Annotated in this window: 17 protein-coding genes; 10 read left to right on the plus strand and 7 right to left on the minus strand. The window is 70.5% G+C overall.

Annotated features, from left to right (window positions below):
• Position 1: 1 nt before the first annotated feature.
• A complete protein-coding gene (locus QE374_RS10360) occupies positions 2 to 1,753 on the minus strand; it encodes an aldehyde dehydrogenase family protein (protein ID WP_309734607.1) in 1,752 nt (583 codons plus the stop codon).
• A 248-nt stretch (positions 1,754 to 2,001) separates the two neighbouring features.
• On the opposite strand from QE374_RS10360, the gene QE374_RS10365 reads away from it, so the two are divergent.
• Together QE374_RS10365 and QE374_RS10370 are read left to right on the plus strand one after the other, a co-directional pair.
• Positions 2,002 to 3,645, plus strand: a complete 1,644-nt coding sequence (locus QE374_RS10365) for a GAF domain-containing sensor histidine kinase (protein WP_309734609.1) — start codon at positions 2,002 to 2,004, stop codon at positions 3,643 to 3,645.
• Positions 3,642 to 4,265, plus strand: a complete 624-nt coding sequence (locus tag QE374_RS10370; RefSeq protein ID WP_137418290.1) for a response regulator transcription factor — start codon at positions 3,642 to 3,644, stop codon at positions 4,263 to 4,265. Before QE374_RS10365 ends, QE374_RS10370 begins: the two co-directional genes overlap by 4 nt.
• 327 nt (positions 4,266 to 4,592) lie before the next feature.
• Here the strand turns inward: QE374_RS10370 and QE374_RS10375 are convergent, their stop codons facing one another.
• The 3 genes from QE374_RS10375 to QE374_RS10385 all read right to left on the minus strand — a co-directional run bounded on the left by QE374_RS10375 (position 4,593) and on the right by QE374_RS10385 (position 8,033).
• Positions 4,593 to 5,168 (minus strand): DoxX family protein, encoded by a 576-nt coding sequence (locus tag QE374_RS10375; protein WP_309734612.1) that lies wholly within the window; start codon positions 5,166 to 5,168, stop codon positions 4,593 to 4,595.
• A gap of 138 nt (positions 5,169 to 5,306) precedes the next feature.
• Complete coding sequence (locus QE374_RS10380) at positions 5,307 to 7,691, minus strand: acyltransferase family protein (RefSeq protein WP_309734614.1); 2,385 nt, start codon at positions 7,689 to 7,691, stop codon at positions 5,307 to 5,309.
• Positions 7,692 to 7,772: 81 nt separating this feature from the next.
• Positions 7,773 to 8,033 carry a glutaredoxin domain-containing protein gene (locus QE374_RS10385; RefSeq protein ID WP_137418288.1) on the minus strand — a complete coding sequence of 87 codons (261 nt, stop codon included), beginning with the start codon at positions 8,031 to 8,033 and terminating at the stop codon, positions 7,773 to 7,775.
• A gap of 162 nt (positions 8,034 to 8,195) precedes the next feature.
• Between QE374_RS10385 and QE374_RS10390 the strand changes: the two genes are divergently transcribed.
• Positions 8,196 to 9,350, plus strand: coding sequence for a glycosyltransferase family 2 protein (locus QE374_RS10390; RefSeq protein ID WP_309736671.1), 1,155 nt, complete (start codon positions 8,196 to 8,198; stop codon positions 9,348 to 9,350).
• Between the two features lie 9 nt (positions 9,351 to 9,359).
• On the opposite strand, the gene QE374_RS10395 is transcribed toward QE374_RS10390, so the two are convergent.
• Positions 9,360 to 10,511: a polysaccharide deacetylase family protein gene (locus QE374_RS10395; RefSeq protein ID WP_309734618.1), complete on the minus strand. Its 1,152-nt coding sequence runs from the start codon at positions 10,509 to 10,511 to the stop codon at positions 9,360 to 9,362.
• 177 nt (positions 10,512 to 10,688) lie between these two features.
• Between QE374_RS10395 and QE374_RS10400 the strand changes: the two genes are divergently transcribed.
• The 4 genes from QE374_RS10400 to QE374_RS10415 all read left to right on the plus strand — a co-directional run bounded on the left by QE374_RS10400 (position 10,689) and on the right by QE374_RS10415 (position 15,950).
• Positions 10,689 to 12,389, plus strand: a complete 1,701-nt coding sequence (locus QE374_RS10400) for an AMP-binding protein (RefSeq protein WP_309734619.1) — start codon at positions 10,689 to 10,691, stop codon at positions 12,387 to 12,389.
• Positions 12,390 to 12,458: 69 nt separating this feature from the next.
• A complete protein-coding gene (locus tag QE374_RS10405) occupies positions 12,459 to 13,289 on the plus strand; it encodes a PhzF family phenazine biosynthesis protein (RefSeq protein WP_309734621.1) in 831 nt (276 codons plus the stop codon).
• Between the two features lie 135 nt (positions 13,290 to 13,424).
• Positions 13,425 to 14,081 carry a fasciclin domain-containing protein gene (locus tag QE374_RS10410; protein ID WP_309734625.1) on the plus strand — a complete coding sequence of 219 codons (657 nt, stop codon included), beginning with the start codon at positions 13,425 to 13,427 and terminating at the stop codon, positions 14,079 to 14,081.
• Positions 14,082 to 14,141: 60 nt separating this feature from the next.
• On the plus strand, positions 14,142 to 15,950 hold the full coding sequence (locus QE374_RS10415) for a molybdopterin-dependent oxidoreductase (protein ID WP_309734627.1): 1,809 nt from the start codon (positions 14,142 to 14,144) through the stop codon (positions 15,948 to 15,950).
• Here the strand turns inward: QE374_RS10415 and QE374_RS10420 are convergent.
• Positions 15,836 to 16,375 carry a heavy-metal-associated domain-containing protein gene (locus QE374_RS10420; RefSeq protein ID WP_309734628.1) on the minus strand — a complete coding sequence of 180 codons (540 nt, stop codon included), beginning with the start codon at positions 16,373 to 16,375 and terminating at the stop codon, positions 15,836 to 15,838. The genes QE374_RS10415 and QE374_RS10420 overlap by 115 nt on opposite strands.
• Before the next feature lie 120 nt (positions 16,376 to 16,495).
• Between QE374_RS10420 and QE374_RS10425 the strand changes: the two genes are divergently transcribed.
• Together QE374_RS10425 and QE374_RS10430 are read left to right on the plus strand one after the other, a co-directional pair.
• A complete protein-coding gene (locus tag QE374_RS10425; protein ID WP_309734630.1) occupies positions 16,496 to 17,116 on the plus strand; it encodes a hypothetical protein in 621 nt (206 codons plus the stop codon).
• 45 nt (positions 17,117 to 17,161) lie between these two features.
• Positions 17,162 to 17,299, plus strand: a complete 138-nt coding sequence (locus QE374_RS10430; protein WP_192900640.1) for a hypothetical protein — start codon at positions 17,162 to 17,164, stop codon at positions 17,297 to 17,299.
• A gap of 131 nt (positions 17,300 to 17,430) precedes the next feature.
• Here QE374_RS10430 and QE374_RS10435 read toward each other — a convergent pair whose 3' ends face one another.
• Positions 17,431 to 18,453, minus strand: coding sequence for an aldo/keto reductase (locus QE374_RS10435; protein WP_309734634.1), 1,023 nt, complete (start codon positions 18,451 to 18,453; stop codon positions 17,431 to 17,433).
• Positions 18,454 to 18,547: 94 nt separating this feature from the next.
• On the opposite strand from QE374_RS10435, the gene QE374_RS10440 reads away from it, so the two are divergent.
• A complete protein-coding gene (locus tag QE374_RS10440; protein WP_309734636.1) occupies positions 18,548 to 19,120 on the plus strand; it encodes a helix-turn-helix domain-containing protein in 573 nt (190 codons plus the stop codon).
• The last annotated feature ends 376 nt before the right edge of the window (positions 19,121 to 19,496 follow it).

Below are 19,496 nucleotides of genomic sequence, written 5' to 3' on the forward strand. Positions count from 1 at the left end.
CTCAGGCGCCCATCGCTCTGAGTAACGTCAGAGCGAGCCCGAGCGGATTGCGGTCGACCCGATAGCGGGTCAGCCCCTCGCTCACCGCCGCCGCCGTGCGTGCGGAGACGAACCACGGCGGGGTGGGCAGCACGGAGAAACGTCCGGGGCCCAGCGAACGCGGGAACGGGCGGAAGGGCCCTCGCAGCACGGAGCGCTCGACGTCGGCCAGCAGCGACGTGTTGTGCACCACGCCGATGCCCGATCCGACCTCTCGTACATCGGAGCCGGGGAAGGCGCCCCAGCTGAGCACGGGTGTCGCGAACAGGACGCCGGTCCACGCGTTGATCGCGATCCCGCCGTAGCGGAGGTCGGCGATCGCCCGCTCGAAGCCCGCCCCCATCGCATCCTCCGCGTCGGGATCGACGATGACGTTGGCGCCCAGCGTGCCCGCGAGCGATCCGTTCGCGTGCGCGACGGCGGCGTCGAGGAAGTCCTGACCCGTTCCGGGCAGCTCCACCACGCCCAGCACGGGCGCGAAGTACTCGGTCGTCTCCAGCTCGGCGGCATCCTCGCCCGGTGCCACCTGCACGAGCGCGCGGCTGTGCCCCGCCGACCACTCGGCGGCCGGATACGTCGCCGCGAGCGCGTGCAGCCGCTCGTCGGCGCGGGGGTACCAGACCGGCCGTGCCGGGGCGGCGCGGTAGGCCTCGTGCAGCGCCCGCAGGAACTGCTCCCGCTGCGGCCAGTCCGCGCTCAACAGCACGACCTGGCCCGCGATGCAGTTGTGACCGCTGTTGTGCAGACGCATCGTCGCGATGTGGGCCGCCTGGAAACGGAGGTCGGCGTCGGTCCACTCGCCCGGCACCACGATGATCGGAGACACGCCGCCGAGCTCAGCGGTGATGGGGGTGCCGAGACGCGGCTCGTCCCTCGCGCGGTCACGATCGCCCCAGACGATCGCATCGAAGGTCGCGGCGGAACCCGTGATGTGCACGTGCTCGATGCCCTCGTGCGCGGTGAGGTAGGCGCCGCCGCCGCGCACGATCCGCACGAGTCCCCGACCGATGAGCGGCGCGAGCGCGCGCTCGAAGACCGGCACGAGTTCGTCCTGGGTGGGATTCACCTTCAGCAGGCTCACGCGGTCGAACGCAAGCAGCTCGTAGAGCACGTCCAGGACGGGGATCGCGGAGATGTTGCCCGCGCCGAGCACGAGTCCCACACCCGCGGTACCGGGGGAGACCTGCGCGAGCCCCGCACGGCGGATCGCCGTGGATGCGTCGGTGCCGGGTCGCAGCCAGATCTCGCCCGTGAATCCGGACAGCAGCAGGTTGTCGATGGGCTCGCGGGGGAAGACGTGCGCGCGGATGCGGTCGCCCGGTGCCCGATCGAGGCGTACCCCGTCGAGCGGACTGCCGCCCGCGGCGATCCGGCGGAGCGTCGCGAGGTAGCCGTCGAGCGCGCCGAGCACGGCGTAGGGGCCTGAGAGCCACTCCTCGCCGCGCAGCGGGTGGTCGGGGGCGAGTCCCTTCGCGCGCGCGGCCACGCCGGCCCAGTCCGCGGCGGCGGTGCCGACCGCATCCCTCGTGGCCGAGAGTGCGCGGATGCGCTCCATGATGCTCGAGCGCGACCAGAGCGCGGCGCCCTGGCGCAGTGCCACGAGGTCATCGTCGATCGCGGCGCGGAGCCGTGAGTCGAGCTCGGGCGCGGATGCAGGTGCGGGCGTTGCAGACGACTCGGACGCGGGCACGGCGCTCTCCTTCGGGTGGGCCACCAGGTTAGTGTGCCGCGCCCGGCGTTTTGGATGCTATGAACCGGGCCTCGAGCACAACGCACCGGTCGTCGGAGTCGCCCGCTTTGTTCGCCTGTCACAGATCGAGCCGACCGGCTCGATCTGTGACAGGCGAACCGGTGGGCGGGTGGGTGGGACGGCCGGGTGGGCGGGCCAGTAGTCACGGCGGCGGGCAGAGGGCGCCGGGAGGGGCGCACCTAGACTTGGGCGCGACACCAGGGGAGGGGACCGTGGCCGACATCGAGGCGCGACTGCGCAGCCTGCTCTCGCTGAATGCGGCGATCGTCGGCCACATCCATCTGCACTCCGTGCTGCGCGAGATCGTCGAGTCGGCCGTCGACCTCGTCGGTGCGCGATACGGTGCGATCGGTGTGCTGGGCGCGGACGGCGCGATCGTCGACTTCGTGCACGTCGGCATCGATGAGAAGACGGCGGCACGGATGGGACATCCGCCGCGCGGGCGCGGCCTGCTGGGCGCGATCGTGTCCGAGAGCGTGCGGGTCGATCACGTCGCCGCCGATCCTCGATTCACCGGATTCCCCGCGCACCACCCCCACATGGAGAGTTTCGTCGGCGTCCCGATCCGCGTCCGTGAGGAGATGTTCGGCAACCTCTACCTGGCCGAGCACCCGGAGGGCCACTTCACCGAGCAGGACACCGAGCTCCTGCGCTCGCTCGCCGTGACGGCGGGCATCGCGATCGAGAAGGCGCGCCTGTACGAGGCGGCCAGGATGCGGGAGCGCTGGGCCGCGGCGACCGCCGAGGTGCGCGCGGTCTTCCTCGAGGTCGACGACGAGCGGCCCTACCGGCTGCTCGCCGAGCACCTGCCCGCGCTGACCGGCGCGGCGCTCGTGGCGATCATCACCTCCACCGAACGCGGCACCGTGCGGCTGCAGATCGTGCGCGGCGACGCGATGGCGCGCCAGCTGGAGAGCGTCGAGCTGCCCGGTCACGACCGGGTCGCCCGCGCCCTGCTGTCGACGGGCGCCACCGTCCTGCCGGAGGTGGCCCTTCCCACGTTCGAGGGGGAGACCGTGCGGTTCGGCGACGCCTTCGTGGTGAGCCTCGGTGGGCAGGACGGCGCGGATGTAGGGGTGCTGCTGGCCCGGCACCTGCGCGAACGGCCGTTCAGCGACGACGACATCCGGCGCACGACCGCCCTGGCCTCCGTCGCGGATCTTGCCGGGGAGCTCAGCCGGGCGCGTGCCGACCGTCACCGGCTCGCCCTGCTGGAGGATCGCGGGCGCATCGCCCGCGATCTGCACGACAACGTCATCCAGCGCCTGTTCGCCGCGGGGATGCAGCTGCAGGTCGTGTCCGCCGGCGTCGACGACCCGCGCCTGGGGGAGCGTCTCTCGGCGCAGATCGATGCCCTGGACGAAGCGATCGCCGAGATCCGCACCGCGATCTTCGCGCTGCAGCACGACGACGTGGGCGGCGTCACGCTGCGTGACCGCATCGTCGACGTCGTCGGAGAGTATCGAGCCCTCCTCGCGGATCCGCCGCGGCTCGTGTTCCGTGGTCCGGTCGATCACGATGTCCCCGCCGACCTCGCCCCGGAGGCCGCGGCCGTCGTGCGAGAGGCGCTCTCGAACGTCGTCCGCCACGCTCGCGCCTCGCACGCCGAGGTGAGGGTGGAGGTGCGCGGCGGTCGCATCGTCATCGAGGTCGGCGACGATGGGCGCGGGCTCGACCCTGCCCGCGAACGGCGCAGCGGCCTGAGCAACCTCCAGGCGCGCGCCGAGGCCCGCGGCGGCACCTTCACACTCACGCCCCGTCCCGGCGGCGGCACCCTCGCCGCGTGGAGCGTGCCGCTGGCTGCTCCGGCAGCCGCATCCGATGACGAGACCTCACGGCAGGAGGCCGACACATGATCCGCGTCTTCGTTCTCGATGACCACGAACTCGTGCGCCGCGGGGTCGTCGACCTCATCGACGCCGCCCCCGACATGGAGGTCGTCGGCGAGGCGTCGACCGCGGCGCAGACGTTGCCGCGCGTGGATGCGGTGCGCCCGGACGTCGCGGTGCTCGACATGCGCCTGCCCGACGGCGACGGCATCGATGTCTGCCGCGACGTGCGCTCCGCGCATCCGGAGATCGCGTGCCTCATCCTCACCGCGTTCGACGACGACCGTGCGAGCGAGGCGGCGGTGCTCGCGGGTGCTGCGGGCTACGTGCTCAAGGACATCCGCGCGAACGGGCTGCTCGACAGCATCCGCCAGGTCGCCGCGGGCAAGACCCTCACCGGCACCCGCGCCGCCGAGCTCGTCCGCTCGCGTGCGGATGCGCAGGCAGCCCCCCAGGTCGACCTCACGCTGCGCGAGCGGCAGATCCTCGACCTGATCGCCGATGGGCTGACCAATCGTCAGATCGGCGAGAAGCTCAACCTGGTCGAGAAGACCGTGAAGAACTACGTGTCGGGGCTGCTGCGCAAGCTCGGCATGGAGCGGCGCACCCAGGCCGCGGTCTATCGCGCCGAGCAGCGCCGCTCCTGACCCTTCGCTCTCGCCCTCGCCCTCGCGCCCGCTTCGCTCTCCGCGCGTGACGTTCCGGGTCCTTCCAACGTGACGTGTTCTTGCTCGAGGGACGCGTGTTGCGGTCCCGGGGCCGTGGGAGTGACCTTCCGGGTCCCTCCAACGTGGTGTGTTTCCGTTGGAGGGACGCGCGTTGTGGCCCGGGGCCCTCGAACATGCGAAGGCCCCGGGTCCGGGAGCGGACCGCGGGGCGGGAGGTAGACCGAGCGGGGCGGGCATGCGCGGACATGACGATGCGGCGCTCCCCGGGCGAGGAAGCGCCGCACCGTCACGCGGCCAGCAGGTCGGCTAGATGAGCCAGTGGTTCTTCTGCACGATGGGCAGCTTGCGCCACTGGGCGCCGAGGCCCCACGTTTCGCCGGCCGCAAGTGCGACGAAAACGATGAGCATGAGGGCGTAGATGATGTGGTAGTCGACGACAGGGTTGGTGGAACCGGCACCCCAGATCATCGGGAACTCTGCCATCCACATGAAGAGCATGATCGCGCTGCCGGCGACGGCGGCGACCCGCATCCCGATGCCGAGCATGACGGCCAGTCCCACGCCGAGCATGCCGGCCATGAACAGGACGTCGGTCAGCGGCGTCGCGATCGCCTGGAAGATCCCCTTGAACGGGCCGCTCACGGCCTCGCTGTTGAGGAAGCCCTGGGCGGGTGTGCCGCCGTTGATCCAGGCCCGCTCGACCGGAGTGGAGAAGCCCAGGCCGAAGGTCTTGTCGAGGAAGGCCCACAGGAAGATGAAGCCGGTCGCGAAACGTGCGATGGCGATGGTGCGTCGAGCCGCGAGGCTGGTGACGACGCTCGCCTCTGCCGTGATCGGCTTGGCAGCGACCTGCGTCCGGACATTTGCCGTGATGGTGGCCATGAGAGGTGTGCTCCTTTCGATCCCTCGGAGCGGCGGTGTGGGGCCGGAACCTGGGGGCTGTGTGTGTTTGTTGGTTCCACCCTCCTCCGCTTGCACGGGGGCGGATAGGGACCTAGGTCCCACCATCACGGCCGCCGCTCAGAGAAGGCCGGCGGCCGCCAGCTCTGCCCGCAGGATGGGGGCGATGTGCTCGGCGAACGGCACGCTGAGGTGCGTCTGGTCGTACTTGACCGGCAGTGACCCCGCGAACGCGGGGCACACGCCCTCCCAACAGCTGAACGGCAGGGAACTGATCGCGTGGTCACCGGATGCGGCGGCCGCCCGCTCGGCCAGCGCCTCCATCTGCTGCCAGGTGGGCGACACCGCGCTCGCGCAGTCGTAGGGCGAGGTGAGCGGCGAGTAGCAGCGAGCGAGGTCGGCGCCCTCCGGGGGAGGCGCGAGGTGGACGATCCGTCCCGGCGCACCGTAGCCGGCCGCCTCCGCCTGCTGCGAGGCGATGAGGGTCTCGGCGCTCAGGTCCTGCCCGTCCGGCGTGTGGCCGAGCGTGTAGGCGTCGCTCATCACGACGATGTTCGGGGCGTCGGCGAGCACCATGGCGCGCACGTCGGCTTTGCGCTGCTCGCAGGCCGCCATGACGCCGGCGCCGTCGTTCTGCACCGCCACCTCGGTGAACCGGCAGCCGTAGAGCCCGACCGTCGTGACGCGGATGGCGCCGCCGCTGTCCTCCGCCATCTTCTTGAAGGCGGGGGCGTAGGCCATGGCGGTCGAGTCGCCGACGAGATAGATGCGGGTGCCGGCCTGCTCCGAGCCCCAACTGCACCGACCGGCATCCGGGGCCACGTCGGGAGCGAAGCAGTCCCGTGCCGGGTTGTCGGCCGAGCCACGGGCGATCACCGTGTCCAGCGACGGTGAGAGGGACGGCCACTGCATGGCGGATGCGGCGGCCGCGAGCTCGCTCTGCACGGCGGCGACGGGATCGTCGCCGCCGCCCCCCTGGGCTTCGGAGGGCGGGGTGAGCGGCCCGATCACCGGCGCGCCGAAGATGCTCTGCGCCACCAGCACGGCTGTCAGGGCCGCGATGCCGAGCCCGGACGATGCAAGGGCGATCTGCGTGCCGAACCGGGCCCGCCACGCCTTCCATGCGGACCGGCCCACGTCCTCCTGCGTGCCGGGAGTCTCTTCCGGAGCGACGATCGGAACCACCACCGGTTCCGGATCCGGATCGGCGAGCACCGGCTCGATGACGCGGTCCGCCGCGGGTCGCGGCCGGGGTGAGCCCGGGTAGTACCTTGTGCCCGGCGTCCACCCCGCGGGACGCGTCGCCACGACACGCGGCTGAGCCATGACGCGGGGCTCAGGAGAGGTGGGGGCTGCCGCAACGGCGGCGGGGGGCCGGGGTGCGATCGGCTCCGACGGGTCGGTCTCGGCCGCATCCGCGGCGCGCGGCGGCAGCGGTGCGTACCGCAACGGCTGCTCGACGATGAGATAGGTCGCCAGCGACAGGACGGCGATCGCTCCCAGTGTGAGCCACAGCGCTCCCTCGCGTCCGGCGAGGACGACCGAGCCGAGCACGATGACGGGGAAGTGCCACAGATACAGCGAGTACGACATGTCGCCGACGAACACGCTCACGGGGTTCGTCAGGGGGAACAGGTGACGGTGGCGCGGATCGCCGCCGACCCCTCCCGCCAGAACGAGGGCGGTGGCAGCGACGGGGAGAGCGGCCCAGGGCGCGGGGAAGCCGCCTGCTGCCGGATCGATCACCGCGAACGCGGCGACGATGCCCGCGAGACCGAGCCACCCCATGACCCCGCCGACCAGCCGCGGGATGCGCGCGAGCAACGGTGCCGCGGCGGCCAGCAACGCCCCGGCGCCCAGCTCCCACGCGCGGGTGAGTGTGGAGAAGTAGGCGACGGTCGCCTCGGACGTCGTTTGGGAGGCGGCCCACAGGAGCGAAGCGAGCACGATCACGGCCGCGATCCCGGCCACGGTGAGACGTCCGCGGCGCCCGCGCCGCGCGGCGACGGGAAGCAGCAGCAGGCTCAGCATGACGACGCCCGGCCAGACGAGGTAGAACTGCTCCTCGACGGAGAGCGACCAGAAGTGCTGCAGCGCGGATGCCGCATCCGTCGCGTGGAAGTAGTCGGTGCCGGCCGCGGCGAAGTGCCAGTTCGCCGCGAAGAGGGCGGACCAGACCGCATCGTGAAGCGTGCGCTCTGCGACGACGGCGTTGAAGACGAGGAAGCCGGCGCCGACGGTGAGGGCGAGGACGACGACGGCCGCCGGCAGCAGGCGTCGCGCTCGTCGTCCGTAGAAGCGGGCGAGGCTCACCCGTCCCGTCGTCTCGACCTCGCGCAGGAGCAGCCCGGTGATCAGGAAGCCCGAGATGACGAAGAACACATCGACGCCCACGAACCCGCCGCGGGGCCATCCGGCGGCGTGGGCGCCGACGACGGCGAGCACAGCGAGGGCGCGCAGGCCCTGGATGTCTCGGCGGGACGCGGGGGAAGGAGTGCGGTTCACGTGCTGATTCCGGCAGAAGCCGGAATCAGTGTACGGGGAGCGGTCCCACGCATCGTCGCGCCCCCGGACCCGGGGCGCCGCTCAGATGATCGACAGCTCGCGCAGCTTCGCGTCGACGTCCGCGTTGGACGGCTCGACGTGATGGGTCGCGTCGGGGTACACCACGACGGGGATGTTGGTACGGCCCGAGATCTCGCGGGCGACCTCCGCCGCGGCGGGGTCGGCCTCGAGATCGACGTAGGTGTACTCCACGCCCAGCTCATCGAGCTGAGCCTTCGTGCGGCGGCAGTCGCGGCACCACTCGGCGCCGAACATCGTGATGCCGGATCCCGTTTCGCTCATGGATTCCAGGGTACGGGTAAACGGCCCGTGATCGGGTGGTTACGAGTTGGCTAGCGGATTCCTATGCGCACGCTCAACCCCAGGGAATTGACATGCGCAGCGTGCCAGGATGAGGAACGTCGCCCGCACTCGGGCGTTCACAGCTTCCATCAGGCGGTGCACATGCAGGTCACGGTCATCGTCCCCACGTTCAACGAGGCGCCCAATGTGGCAGAGCTCGTGCGTCGGGTCGCCGCAACCGCGAAAGGCTTCAGTGTCGACATCCTCTTCGTCGACGACAGTACGGACGAGACGCCCGACGTCATCCGGCGCGTGGCGGCCACCGCCGACGTCCCCGTTCGCCTCATCCACCGCGACGACCCCGCGGGCGGACTGAGCGGAGCCGTCGTGGCGGGTCTGGATGCCGCGCCCAGCGACGTCTGCATCGTCATGGACGGCGACCTGCAGCATCCGCCGGAGGACATCGCCCGTATGGTCGCGCGCTACCTGCACGGCGACGTCGATGTGGTCGTGGCCTCGCGCTACACCGCCGACGGCACCGCGGGCGGTCTCGCCGACCGTTCGCGAGTGATCGTCTCGCGCGGCTCGACCGCCGTCACGAAGGCGATGTTCCCGATCCGCCTGCGCGAGGTCACCGACCCGATGACCGGGTTCTTCCTGGTGGACCGTCGCGCCATCGATCTCGATCAGCTGCGCCCGCGCGGCTTCAAGATCCTGCTCGAGATCCTCGCCCGCCGTTCGCTGCGCGTCGCCGAGATCCCGTTCGCGTTCGCGGACAGGTTCGCGGGCGCCTCGAAGGCGTCGTTCTCGCAGGGCATCTCGTTCCTCGCGCAGCTCGCCATGCTCCGCTTCGGCAAGATGTCGGCGTTCGCGCTCATCGGCGCGCTGGGTGCGGTGGCCAACATCGCGATCGTGTGGCTGCTCTCGCACGCCGGCGTCACGGACCTCGCCGCCATGATCATCGCCGCCGAGACGACGATCATCGCGAACTTCCTGCTGCAGGAGCGGTTCGTCTTCCAGGACATGCGGGAGCAGGCATCCGGGATCGGCAGCAGGTTCGCGAAGTCGTTCTCGTTCAACAACGTCGAGTTGCTGATCCGCATCCCGATCACGACGCTGATGATCTCGACGTGGCACATCTCGGTGGTCATCGCCACCGCTGTCACTCTCGTGGCCGCGTTCGTCGTGCGCTTCCTGTTCCACTCGCTCGTGGTCTACGCACCCCGCCGTACCGCGTCGCCCCGCCCGGCGCCCTCGCGCGCCCGCTACTTCGTCGAGGAGATCGACCGTCAGGCGATCTCGCCCGGGGAGATCTGAGCCGGCCGATCAGCCGACTTCGGCGATGAACTCGCTCAGACTCATGCCGTAGTTGATACGGATGGTCGGCAGCGCGAGCTTGTCGGTGCCGGCGCGCACGTAACCGTGATCGATCGTGCGCGCCATCTCGAAGCCGGCGTCGCGCAGCCCCTGCTTGGCGGTGTCGTTGTAGTGCCCGAACGGGTAGGCCATGACCTGCTTCGCACCGAGGATCTGCGCTGACGTCTCCATGTCGGCGGCGATCTGCGCCGCGGACCAGTTGACCATCCGGCCCTTACCGTTCGCGCCCGCCTCGTGCATGTCGTGGGTGTGCGACCGCTGCAGCACGAACGGGGACGGCGAGGGCTCGCTGCGCCACTTCGTGATGACGAAGGAGGTCGTCAGCAGCCGATGTGCGTCCACGACGGGAACGGCCAGCTCCAGCCAGGTCGAGTCGGCGTCGTCGTCCGTGATGATCACCGATCGGGGCGGGAGCGCGAGGCGGCCGTCGATGAAGGCGCTGAGCTCGTCCCACGTCGGGAGGTAGAACCGCTGATCGGCGAGATAGCCGAGCTGCGCGTCGAAGTCGCCGATGTAGGTGTAGTTCAGTCTGAGCGAGTTGCTCTCGCCCTCCGGTCTGGTCGTGAACTGGTGGTACATGAGGATCGGGACCGCGACGTCTGCTGCGGCGACCGCCTCCGGTGTCGTCCACGCGCCGTAGAGCGTGATCTCGCGGTCTGTGCATGCGACGAGGTCGGCGCCGTTGACGCGGGCGTCGACGTTCGCGCTCTGCGCATCCGCCTCGCTCGCGTACCACCCGGCGAACACCGCGCCGTCTCGTCGCGGGATGGGCAGGGCGTCGTAGAGCGCCCCCTGATGTTGGAGCTGCGGCTGCTCCGAGACGTCGTCACCCGCGAAGGAGACCGCGCACGCGGCAGGATCGCTGCTCCCGGCGAGCAGCTGCTGTGCGGCCGTGAGCGGCGTGGAGGTGGGAGTCGGCGTCGCCGCGGTCGGCACCGGGCCGGCGGCGTCGGGAGCGGCTTCGACGGAGAGCGCACGGACGATCGCCACGACACCCACGATCACGGCGACCAGCGCGAGGGCGGCGAGGGATGCCGCCAGCGCTCGGCGCCGGCGCAGAACCGAGCGGCGTCCGCGTTGCTCTCGTCTGCTCGTCTCCATGGGTCTCCCGGTGCCGTGCGGTCGGCTTCCCCTGGCGGCGGCGACCGCACCGATGCTATCGGGCGTCGCCCGGGAACGGATGCCGCGGCCCGCACACACGCCGTCCTAGACTGACCGGACGGTGCCAGAGCCCGCTCGTGTGCGCCGCATCCTCTCCCCGTCGAGAACGAAGACACGATGCTCCACTCCGCCGCCGGCCGCGCGTTCCGCGAGGCCAGGGACTTCCTGCTCGCCCACTCCCACGACATGGAGGCGGCCCGCGCGGGGTTCGTCTGGCCCGACGTGGGGGACCACTTCAACTGGGCCGTCGACTGGTTCGACGAGATCGCCCTCGGCAACGACCGCCTCGCCCTGCGGGTGCTCGAAGAGGACGGCACCGAGGCGTCGCGCACGTACGAAGAGATGCGGGTGCGCTCCGACCGTGTCGCGAACTGGCTGCGCGATCAGGGCGTTCGCCGCGGTGACGCCGTGATGCTGATGCTCGACAACCGGGTCGAGCTCTGGGAGGCGATGCTCGCGATCATGAAGCTGGGCGCCGTCATCCTGCCGACCTCGGTCGTGCTCGGACCCGATGACCTGGCCGAGCGCATCGATCGCGCCGGTGTCCGAGTCGTGATCGCGGATGCGGCGGATGCGGAGAAGTTCGACGCCCTGGCGCCCGAGCTCGTGCGGGTCGTCGTGGGCGGAGACCGAGAGGGCTGGGCCTCGTTCACGGATGCGGATGCCGCATCCGACGAGCGCCCCGGGGTCGTCGTGGACTCCACCGACACGGCGATCGTCTACTTCACCTCCGGCACGACCTCGCGTCCGAAGATGGTCGAGCACACGCACGTCTCGTACCCGGTGGGCCACCTCAGCACCATGTACTGGATCGGGGTGCGTCCAGGAGACGTGCACATGACCATCAGTGCGCCCGGCTGGGGCAAGCACGCCTGGAGTCTGTTCTTCTCGCCCTGGATCGCCGAGGCGACCGTCTTCGTCTACAACTACCGCCGCTTCGACGCGGTGGCGCTCGTCGGCGAGCTCGACCGCGCGGGCGTCAACACGTTCTGCGCTCCGCCGACCGTGTGGCGCATGCTCATCCAGGCCGACCTCGAGCACAAGCCCCGGGCGCTTCGCGAGCTGCTGTCCGCCGGCGAGCCGCTCAACCCCGAGGTGATCGCCACGATCGAGCGCTGGTGGGGCATCCAGATCCGTGACGGCTACGGCCAGACCGAGCTGACGGCCGTCATCGGCAATACGCCGGGCGTCGCGCTCAAGCCCGGATCCATGGGGCGCGCGCTCCCCGGTGTCGAGATCGTGCTGCTGGATCCGGTCACTGGCGAGGTGGCCGACGAGGGGGAGATCTGCCTGCCCACGGTGCCCGTGAGGCCGCTGAACCTCACGCCCGGCTACATCGGCGAGCCCGAGCGAACGGCCAAGGTCGAGCACGACGGGTACTACCACACGAGCGATGTCGCGGTCCGCGACGCCGACGGGTTCCTGACGTTCGTGGGGCGCACGGACGACGTGTTCAAGGCCAGCGACTTCAAGGTGTCGCCGTTCGAGGTGGAGTCGATCCTGCTCGAACATGCGGCCGTCGCCGAGGCCGGCGTCGTCGGCGCTCCGGATGCGGTGCGGCTGAATGTCGTGAAGGCCTACGTCGCGCTCGCCGCGGGTGTTGAGCCGGATGCCGCGACCGCGCGCAGCATCCTCGCGCACGCGCGCGAGCACATGCCGCCGTACATGCGCGTGCGTCGCATCGAGTTCTTCGAGCTGCCCAAGACGATCTCCGGCAAGATCCGTCGCGTCGAGCTGCGCGAACGCGAGGAGGCGGCCGGCTCCGATCGCATCGACTCCGAGTTCCGCGAGAGCGACTTCCCCGACCTCAAGGGCTGACGTCCGACCGGTCCACGCAGGGCCGGGTGGACCGGAGCCGGTGCGCCCGGGCATGGGTAGCGTGGCACCGTGAGCGAGATCGAGCACTGGGCCGCCTTCTCCGACGACCCCGCAGGCGGTAACCCGGCCGGGGTCGTGCGCGCCGCCGAGGGGTGGAGCGACGAGCGGATGCAGCGCACCGCTGCCGACCTCGGGTACGCCGAGTCCGCGTTCGTGACCACGGGCGAGGACGGCACCCGCCGCATCCGCTATTTCTCTCCGATCGCCGAGGTGCCGTTCTGCGGTCATGCGACGGTTGCGACGGCCGCGGCGCTCGCCGAGCGCGAGGGCGACGGCCGATTCGTGTTCGAGACCGCGGTGGGCGGGATCGAGATCGTGACGCGTTCGGACGACGACGGTCGCCTCGTGTCGTTCACGAGCGTCGAGCCGGATGCGGCGGAGCTGACGTCGCAGACGCTGGACGAACTCCTCGCGCTGCTGGGGATCGATCGCGATGCCCTGCATCCCTCGTACCCGCCCGCTCTCGCGTACGGCGGGAACTGGCATCCCCTGCTCGTGCTCGCCGAGCGCCCGGTGTTCGACGCGTTCGTCTTCGACCCCGCCGCGGCGCGTCGCCTGCTCGATGCGAACGGATGGCCGGCCACGATCATCGTCCTCTGGCCCGAGAGCGATGCGCTCTGGCACGCGCGCAACATCTTCCCCGTCGGGTCCGTCACCGAAGACCCCGCCACGGGCGCCGCAGCCGCGGCGACGGGCGGCTACCTGCGCAGCCGCGGCCTCGCGCCGCGGCGCATCCGGATCGGCCAGGGAACGCACGTCGGGCGGCCGAGCGTGCTCGATGTGGACGTGACCTCCGCCGGCGGAATCGTGGTCTCCGGGAGGGCCGCGCGCATCCGCTAGAAATTCTTCCCATCCGTTTCACGGAGCACGCCGAACAGAGGATGTACGCCGCAAGAGTGCGGCTGCCTCGCTCCCGGCACCGGGGCGTGTTCTGAACGAGTCGGCACACAGCGACTCTCTGATTCGGAGGACATCATGCGCACCAACAAGAAGCACCTGTTCGGCGGCCTCACCCTTCTCGCCGTCGCCGGGTTCGCACTCGCCGGCTGTGCGGGCGGATCTGCCGGCACGTCCGAGAGCACCATGGCGCCCGAGACCTCGACGGCAGCTCCGATGCCCAGCAAGACGATGGACGCGGCATCCGACCTCGTCGGCGCCGGCTGCGCCGACTACGCCGCGATGGTCCCGAGCGGTGCGGGCTCGGTCGAGGGCATGTCGCTCGACCCGGTCGCCACGGCCGCATCCAACAACCCGCTGCTGACCACGCTCGTGTCGGCCGTCAGCGGCCAGCTGAACCCCGATGTGAACCTCGTCGACACCCTCAACGGCAGCGAGTTCACGGTCTTCGCTCCCGTCGATGAGGCCTTCGGCAAGATCGACGCCGCGACCATCGACTCGCTGAAGACCGACAGCGCGGCGCTGACCAAGATCCTCACCTACCACGTGGTCCCCGGCCAGATCGCGCCGAGCGCCATCGACGGCACGCACGCCACGGTCGAGGGCCAGGACGTGACGGTGACCGGTAGCGGTGACAACATCATGGTCAACGGCGCCAAGGTCATCTGCGGTGGCGTGAAGACCAAGAACGCGACCGTGTACCTCATCGACTCGGTGCTGATGCCCCCCATGTGATCCCCTGAACACTGACGACACTCCGGCGTGACCCGCCGGACCGGCGAGCGGAGACCGACCATGACACGACTGCGGATGCGCACGACGTGGGGTTGGGCTTCGCTCGCCGGTGTCGTTGCGGCGGCGGCTTTCCTCGCGGTCAGCGAGGCGGTCGCCGCCCTCGTCTCCCGAGGCACGAGCCCCCTGATCGCGGTCGGGTCGTTCGTCATCGACATCGTGCCGCGGCCGCTCAAGGAGTTCGCGATCTCGACGTTCGGCGCCGCCGACAAGCCGGTGCTGCTCGCCTCGCTCGCCGTGGCCGTCGTGATCGCCGCCGCCGTCATCGGCGTCGTCGAAACGGTCCGGCCGCTCTGGGGCGTCGTGCTCTTCGCGATCGCCGCCGCTCTCGCGACCGCCGCCGTCGTCACACGTGCGGATGCGGGGGCTCTCGCCGGAGTCGCCTGCATCGCGGGTACCGCCGTCGGCATCTGGATGCTCCTGCTGCTGACGCGCCGCCTGCGCCGGTGGAAGCTCGCCGTTGCCGCCTCGCCCGCCGCGCCCGCCTCGTCCCCCGCCGCCTCGTCCCCCGCCGCCTCGTCCCCCGCGGCCTCGTCCGCCGCCGCCTCGTCCCCCGCCGCTGTCCCTGTTGAAGGGACCCGTGATGCTGCCTCCGGGGCGATTTCGCCGCATCCCGTGTCCCTCGAAGCGGATGGTGCCGCCACAAGCTCTGTCGAAGGGACCCGTGGTGCTGCCTCCGGCGGCTCGGCGCCGCGTCTCGCGTCCCCCGAACGGCGCCCGAAGTCCGCGCCGTCCGAGGCGCAGATGGATCGCCGCGGGTTCTTCATCCTCACCGGCATCGTCGCGGCGTCCGCCGTCGTGGTCGGTCTCGGCGCCCGGGCGCTCAACGCGACGACCGCATCCATTCGGCAGATCCGCGACGCGCTCCGCCTCCCCTCCCCCCGGACGACGGTTCCCGTCCCGCAGGGCGCGGAGCTCGACATCGACGGGATCTCCCCCCTCTTCACCCCCAACGCGGACTTCTACCGCGTCGACACCGCGCTGAGCGTTCCCACGGTCGATCCGAACACGTGGCGCCTCGTCGTCGACGGCATGGTCGACAAGCGCGTCGAGCTGAGCTTCGACGATCTCATCGCCCTCGGGCTCGACGAGTACGTGATCACGCTCACGTGCGTCTCGAACGAGGTCGGCGGCGACCTCGTCGGCAACGCGCGGTGGCTGGGCGTTCCGGTGCGCACCGTGCTGGCCGCGGCCGGCGTGCAGTCCGGCGCCGACATGGTGCTCTCGCGCAGCGTCGACGGCTTCACCGCATCCACTCCGCTCGAATCGCTCACGGACCCGGGCGTCGACGCGATCTTCGCGGTCGCGATGAACGGTGAGCCGCTGCCGCTCGAGCACGGCTTCCCCGTGCGGATGGTGGTTCCCGGTCTCTACGGCTACGTGTCGGCGACGAAGTGGGTCGAGGAGCTGAAGGTCACGACCTTCGCCGCCGACACCGCGTACTGGACGCCCCGCGGCTACAGCGAACGCGCACCCATCAAGTTCTCGTCGCGCGTCGACACCCCGAAGATCGGCAAGCCGGTCGCGGCGGGGAAGGTCCCGATCGCCGGCATGGCGTGGGCGCAGGGAGTCGGCATCTCGGCCGTCGAAGTGAGCATCGACAACGGCGAGTGGCAGCGCGCCACCCTCTCCTCGCCCATCAACAAGGACACCTGGGTGCAGTGGATGCTCGAGTGGGACGCCACGCCCGGCTCGCACTACATCGCGGTACGCGCGATCAACGCCGCCGGCGAGCTGCAGATCGAGGAGTCCGCACCGATCGCCCCCGACGGTTCGTCCGGCTGGCAGCGCACGCTCGTGACGGTGAGCTGAGGCGCCTTCCCGCTTCGCGCGAGACTGCATTTCGAGCACGAGATCACGGGCATTACCCGTGATCTCGTGCGAAAGAAGCAGTCTCGCGGTGAGTGAGTGGGTGGTGCGGCGAGCGGCTCAGGCCAGCGAGTAGCGCCGGCCTCGTCGATCGCGGCGGCGATCACCTGCGCGTCGACGGGGGATGCGGAGCGGAAGGTGACGCGGGAGGCGCCGCCGGCCTGCAGGTTGACGGACACATCGCTCACGCCGTCGATCGCCGTCAGTTCCTGGGTGACGGCCTTCACGCAGTGCGCGCACGTCATGCCGGCGACGAGGATCTCCTGGGCGTCGGCGGCTGCCGGCTCGGATGCGTGGTGGTCGCCATGACCGCCGCAGGCGCACGCCGCCTTGGGCTCCGTCCGGCCGAACTCGATGCGCTGGATCATGTGTGCTCCGTTCCGAGACCAGCATACCCCCAGGGGGTATGACGTGGCGAGCGTCTTCGGACACCTTACGGCGATGTGGATAACCCTCGGGTCGCCCGGAGCCGTCTGTAAGCTCCCTCCGTGCCGACCTCCCGCCCGCTCACCCGACTCCTGGCCGCCCTCGCACTCGGATGCGGCGCCGCGCTGCTCGCATCGTGCGCCGCCGCCGCTCCGGCCCCCGCCGAGGGCGACCCCGATTCCAGTGCGGCGCCGGTGAGCGAAGAGCCCTCCTCGCCGCAGAGCACCGGGGGCGGAGGGTCGTTCACGGTCGACGGTGTGCTGTCGCGCTTCCCCTCGTGCGAGGCGATCGGCGCTGTCGTGTCGGCCCAGATCGCGGGCCTCGAGCTATCCGACGAGACCATCGAGGACGGCGCGATCGCCTGCAGCTGGATATCTCCCATCGGGGCGGAAGCGGTGACCTTCGGGGTCAACGTCGATCCGAACAACGGTGCCGACGATGTGCCGACGACCGACACGATCGAGCTGGCGGGACTGGAGTACGTGCCGGATGCGGGACTCGAAGCCGCGGGTGGGAGGGCGGATCTGGGACGCACTGTCGGTGACCTTCGTGGTTTGACGACCGCGACGACCGTGCCCGGTGTATACGTGACGTTCACGCAGATGAAGCTCGGCGTCGAACCCGACTTCGGCGGGCCCGCGGCCGTCGCCGCCGCGAAGCAGCTGCTCGGCATCGACGGCTGACGTCGCGACGACCCTGGCCGCCGGAGGCGGTTCTACGCTCGAGAGGTGACTTCTCGACAGCCCCCGTGGGTCTGCCCCACCTGTGGTGATGCGCTGCGTTTCGAGATCCTGGACGACGAGGCGTTCCTTGTCGCGTGGTCGTGCCTGAACTGCGGCCTCGTCCGCGTCACCGAGCCCGCCTGACCCGTCCCGCCCGGCCGCCGATCACGCGCTCCTCGCCCCCGGCCGTTGAGCGAGCGTCCCTCCCGTCCGGCCGTTGAGCGAGCGCAGCGAGACGAAGCGCGCCCCCGCGCATCAGAGACGCCGGGATCCGGTCAGCGCGCCATCCGCTCCGATACGGGTCGGCGGCGAAGCGCAACGTCGCCCACCTCCGGTCCGCGGTAGACCATGTCCATCGCGCCGATGCTCTCACCCGGAGGGACGATCGCGTCGATGCGGTCGAGCACCTCGTCGGACAGCGCGATCTCTGCTCCGGCGAGCGTGGATTCCAGCTGCTCCATCGTCCGCGGTCCGATGATCGCCGAGGTCACTCCGGGGTGGGCGAGCGTGAACGCCATCGCCAGGTGGGAGAGAGGGATGCCGACCTCATCCGCCAGCGCGACGAGTTCTTCGATCGTGGCGAGCCGGCGCTCGTCGCGGAAGTGCTGCATGCCGGTGCCGGCGCGGAAGTTGTCGTTGGTCTGGCCCGCCCGGTACTTGCCGGAGAGCGCGCCACCGGCGAGGGGGCTGTAGACGAGTGTGCCCATCCCGTAGCGCTGCGCGACGGGCAGGATCTCTCGCTCGATCTCCCTGTCGAGGATCGAGTAGTTCGGCTGCTCGGTGCGGAAGCGCTCGAAACCGCGCCGCTCGGAGACCCACTGCGCCTCGACGATCTCGGAGCCGCGCATCGACGAGGACCCGATGGTACGCACCTTGCCCTGGCGAACCAGGTCGGTCAGGGCGGAGAGCGTCTCCTCGATATCCGTGTCGGGGTCGGGGCGGTGGAGCTGATAGAGGTCGATGTAGTCGGTACCGAGGTTACGGAGCGAGCGCTCGACCGCATCCATGATCCAGCGGCGGGACGCGCCGCGGTGGTTGATGTCGTCGTCGACGGGCCCGTAGAACTTCGTGGCGAGGACGACCTGGTCGCGGCGACCGCGGAGGGCTTCGCCGACGACTTCCTCGGAGTCGCCGTAGCGATCCGCGGTGTCCACGAAGTTGATGCCGGCGTCCAAGGCGCGGTGGATGATCCGGACGCCCTCCTGCCGGTCCGGGTTGCCGTAGGAGCCGAGCATCATGGCGCCGAGGGCGTAGGGGGTCACCTTGATGCCGGTGCGGCCGAGGGTGCGGTACTGCATGGGATCCTCCGCTAGTCTGTGGGATGCGGAACAGTGTTCCGCTATCGCTCACAATACGGAACACTGTTCCGGTTCGCAAGGAGGCCTCGCCGACGTGTCCGTGGAACCCGCCGCCGAGCCCCGTCGTCCTCGCGCGGATGCGGCGCACAACGCCGCCGCGCTCCTCGCCGCAGCACGGGTCGTGTTCGCCCGCTCTGGGGTTGACGCCCCTGCCCGCGAGATCGCCGCGGAGGCCGGCGTGGGGGTCGGAACTCTCTACCGTCACTTTCCGAACCGCGCCGAGCTCGTCGCGGCCGTGTTCACGACCGAGATCGACGCGACGGCCGCGGCAGCCACGGAACTGCTCGACGAGCTCCCGCCGGGGGAAGCGCTTGATCGGTGGGTCGATCGGTTCACCCGGTTCGTGGCCACGAAGCAGGGGCTCTCAGCGGCGCTGCTCTCCGGGGATCCCGCGTTCGAGTCTCTGCCGGCCCACTTCATCGCGAAGCTGGGCCCGGCCATCCGGATGCTCCTGGATGCAGCGGTGGATGCGGGCGACGTGCGCTCCGGCGTCGACCCGATCCAGCTGTTGCAGGCCATCGGCGACCTCAGTCACCGCGCGCCGTCAACCGACGGTTCGCCGAACGCGATGGTCCGGCTCCTGCTCGACGGGCTGCGGCTGAGCTAGGCCGAGGAAGCTCGTCTCGTCTCGCTGCGTGAATGAGCAGTAGCCCGCGGGCGCGAAGCGAACACCTGCACATGGTCGCAGAGACCCCTGCAGACGCGCGAACCGCTCGTGGGCGCGATGACACGAGACTCCGGCGATCGGGGGCCAACGCCAATCGGGAGCCCGCGCAGCGGGAACTCGACGGCACCGTGGGCATATTGACGCTCACAGAGGGCCGGCGGGAGTAGGCGGCATGGCGGAGTGTCGACCTCGACCGGACGGGCTGCCGAACAAGCCTCGGAAGCGGCAACCAGCGGCTACAAGTCGACCGCTCCGCGAGGGCTCGATGCTGTGCGCAGCCCGGATGCCGCTGCGCCGGTCGCGAAAGACTCCGAAG

The sequence above is a fragment of the Microbacterium sp. SORGH_AS_0428 genome (genome assembly GCF_031453615.1).
GTDB lineage: Bacteria > Actinomycetota > Actinomycetes > Actinomycetales > Microbacteriaceae > Microbacterium.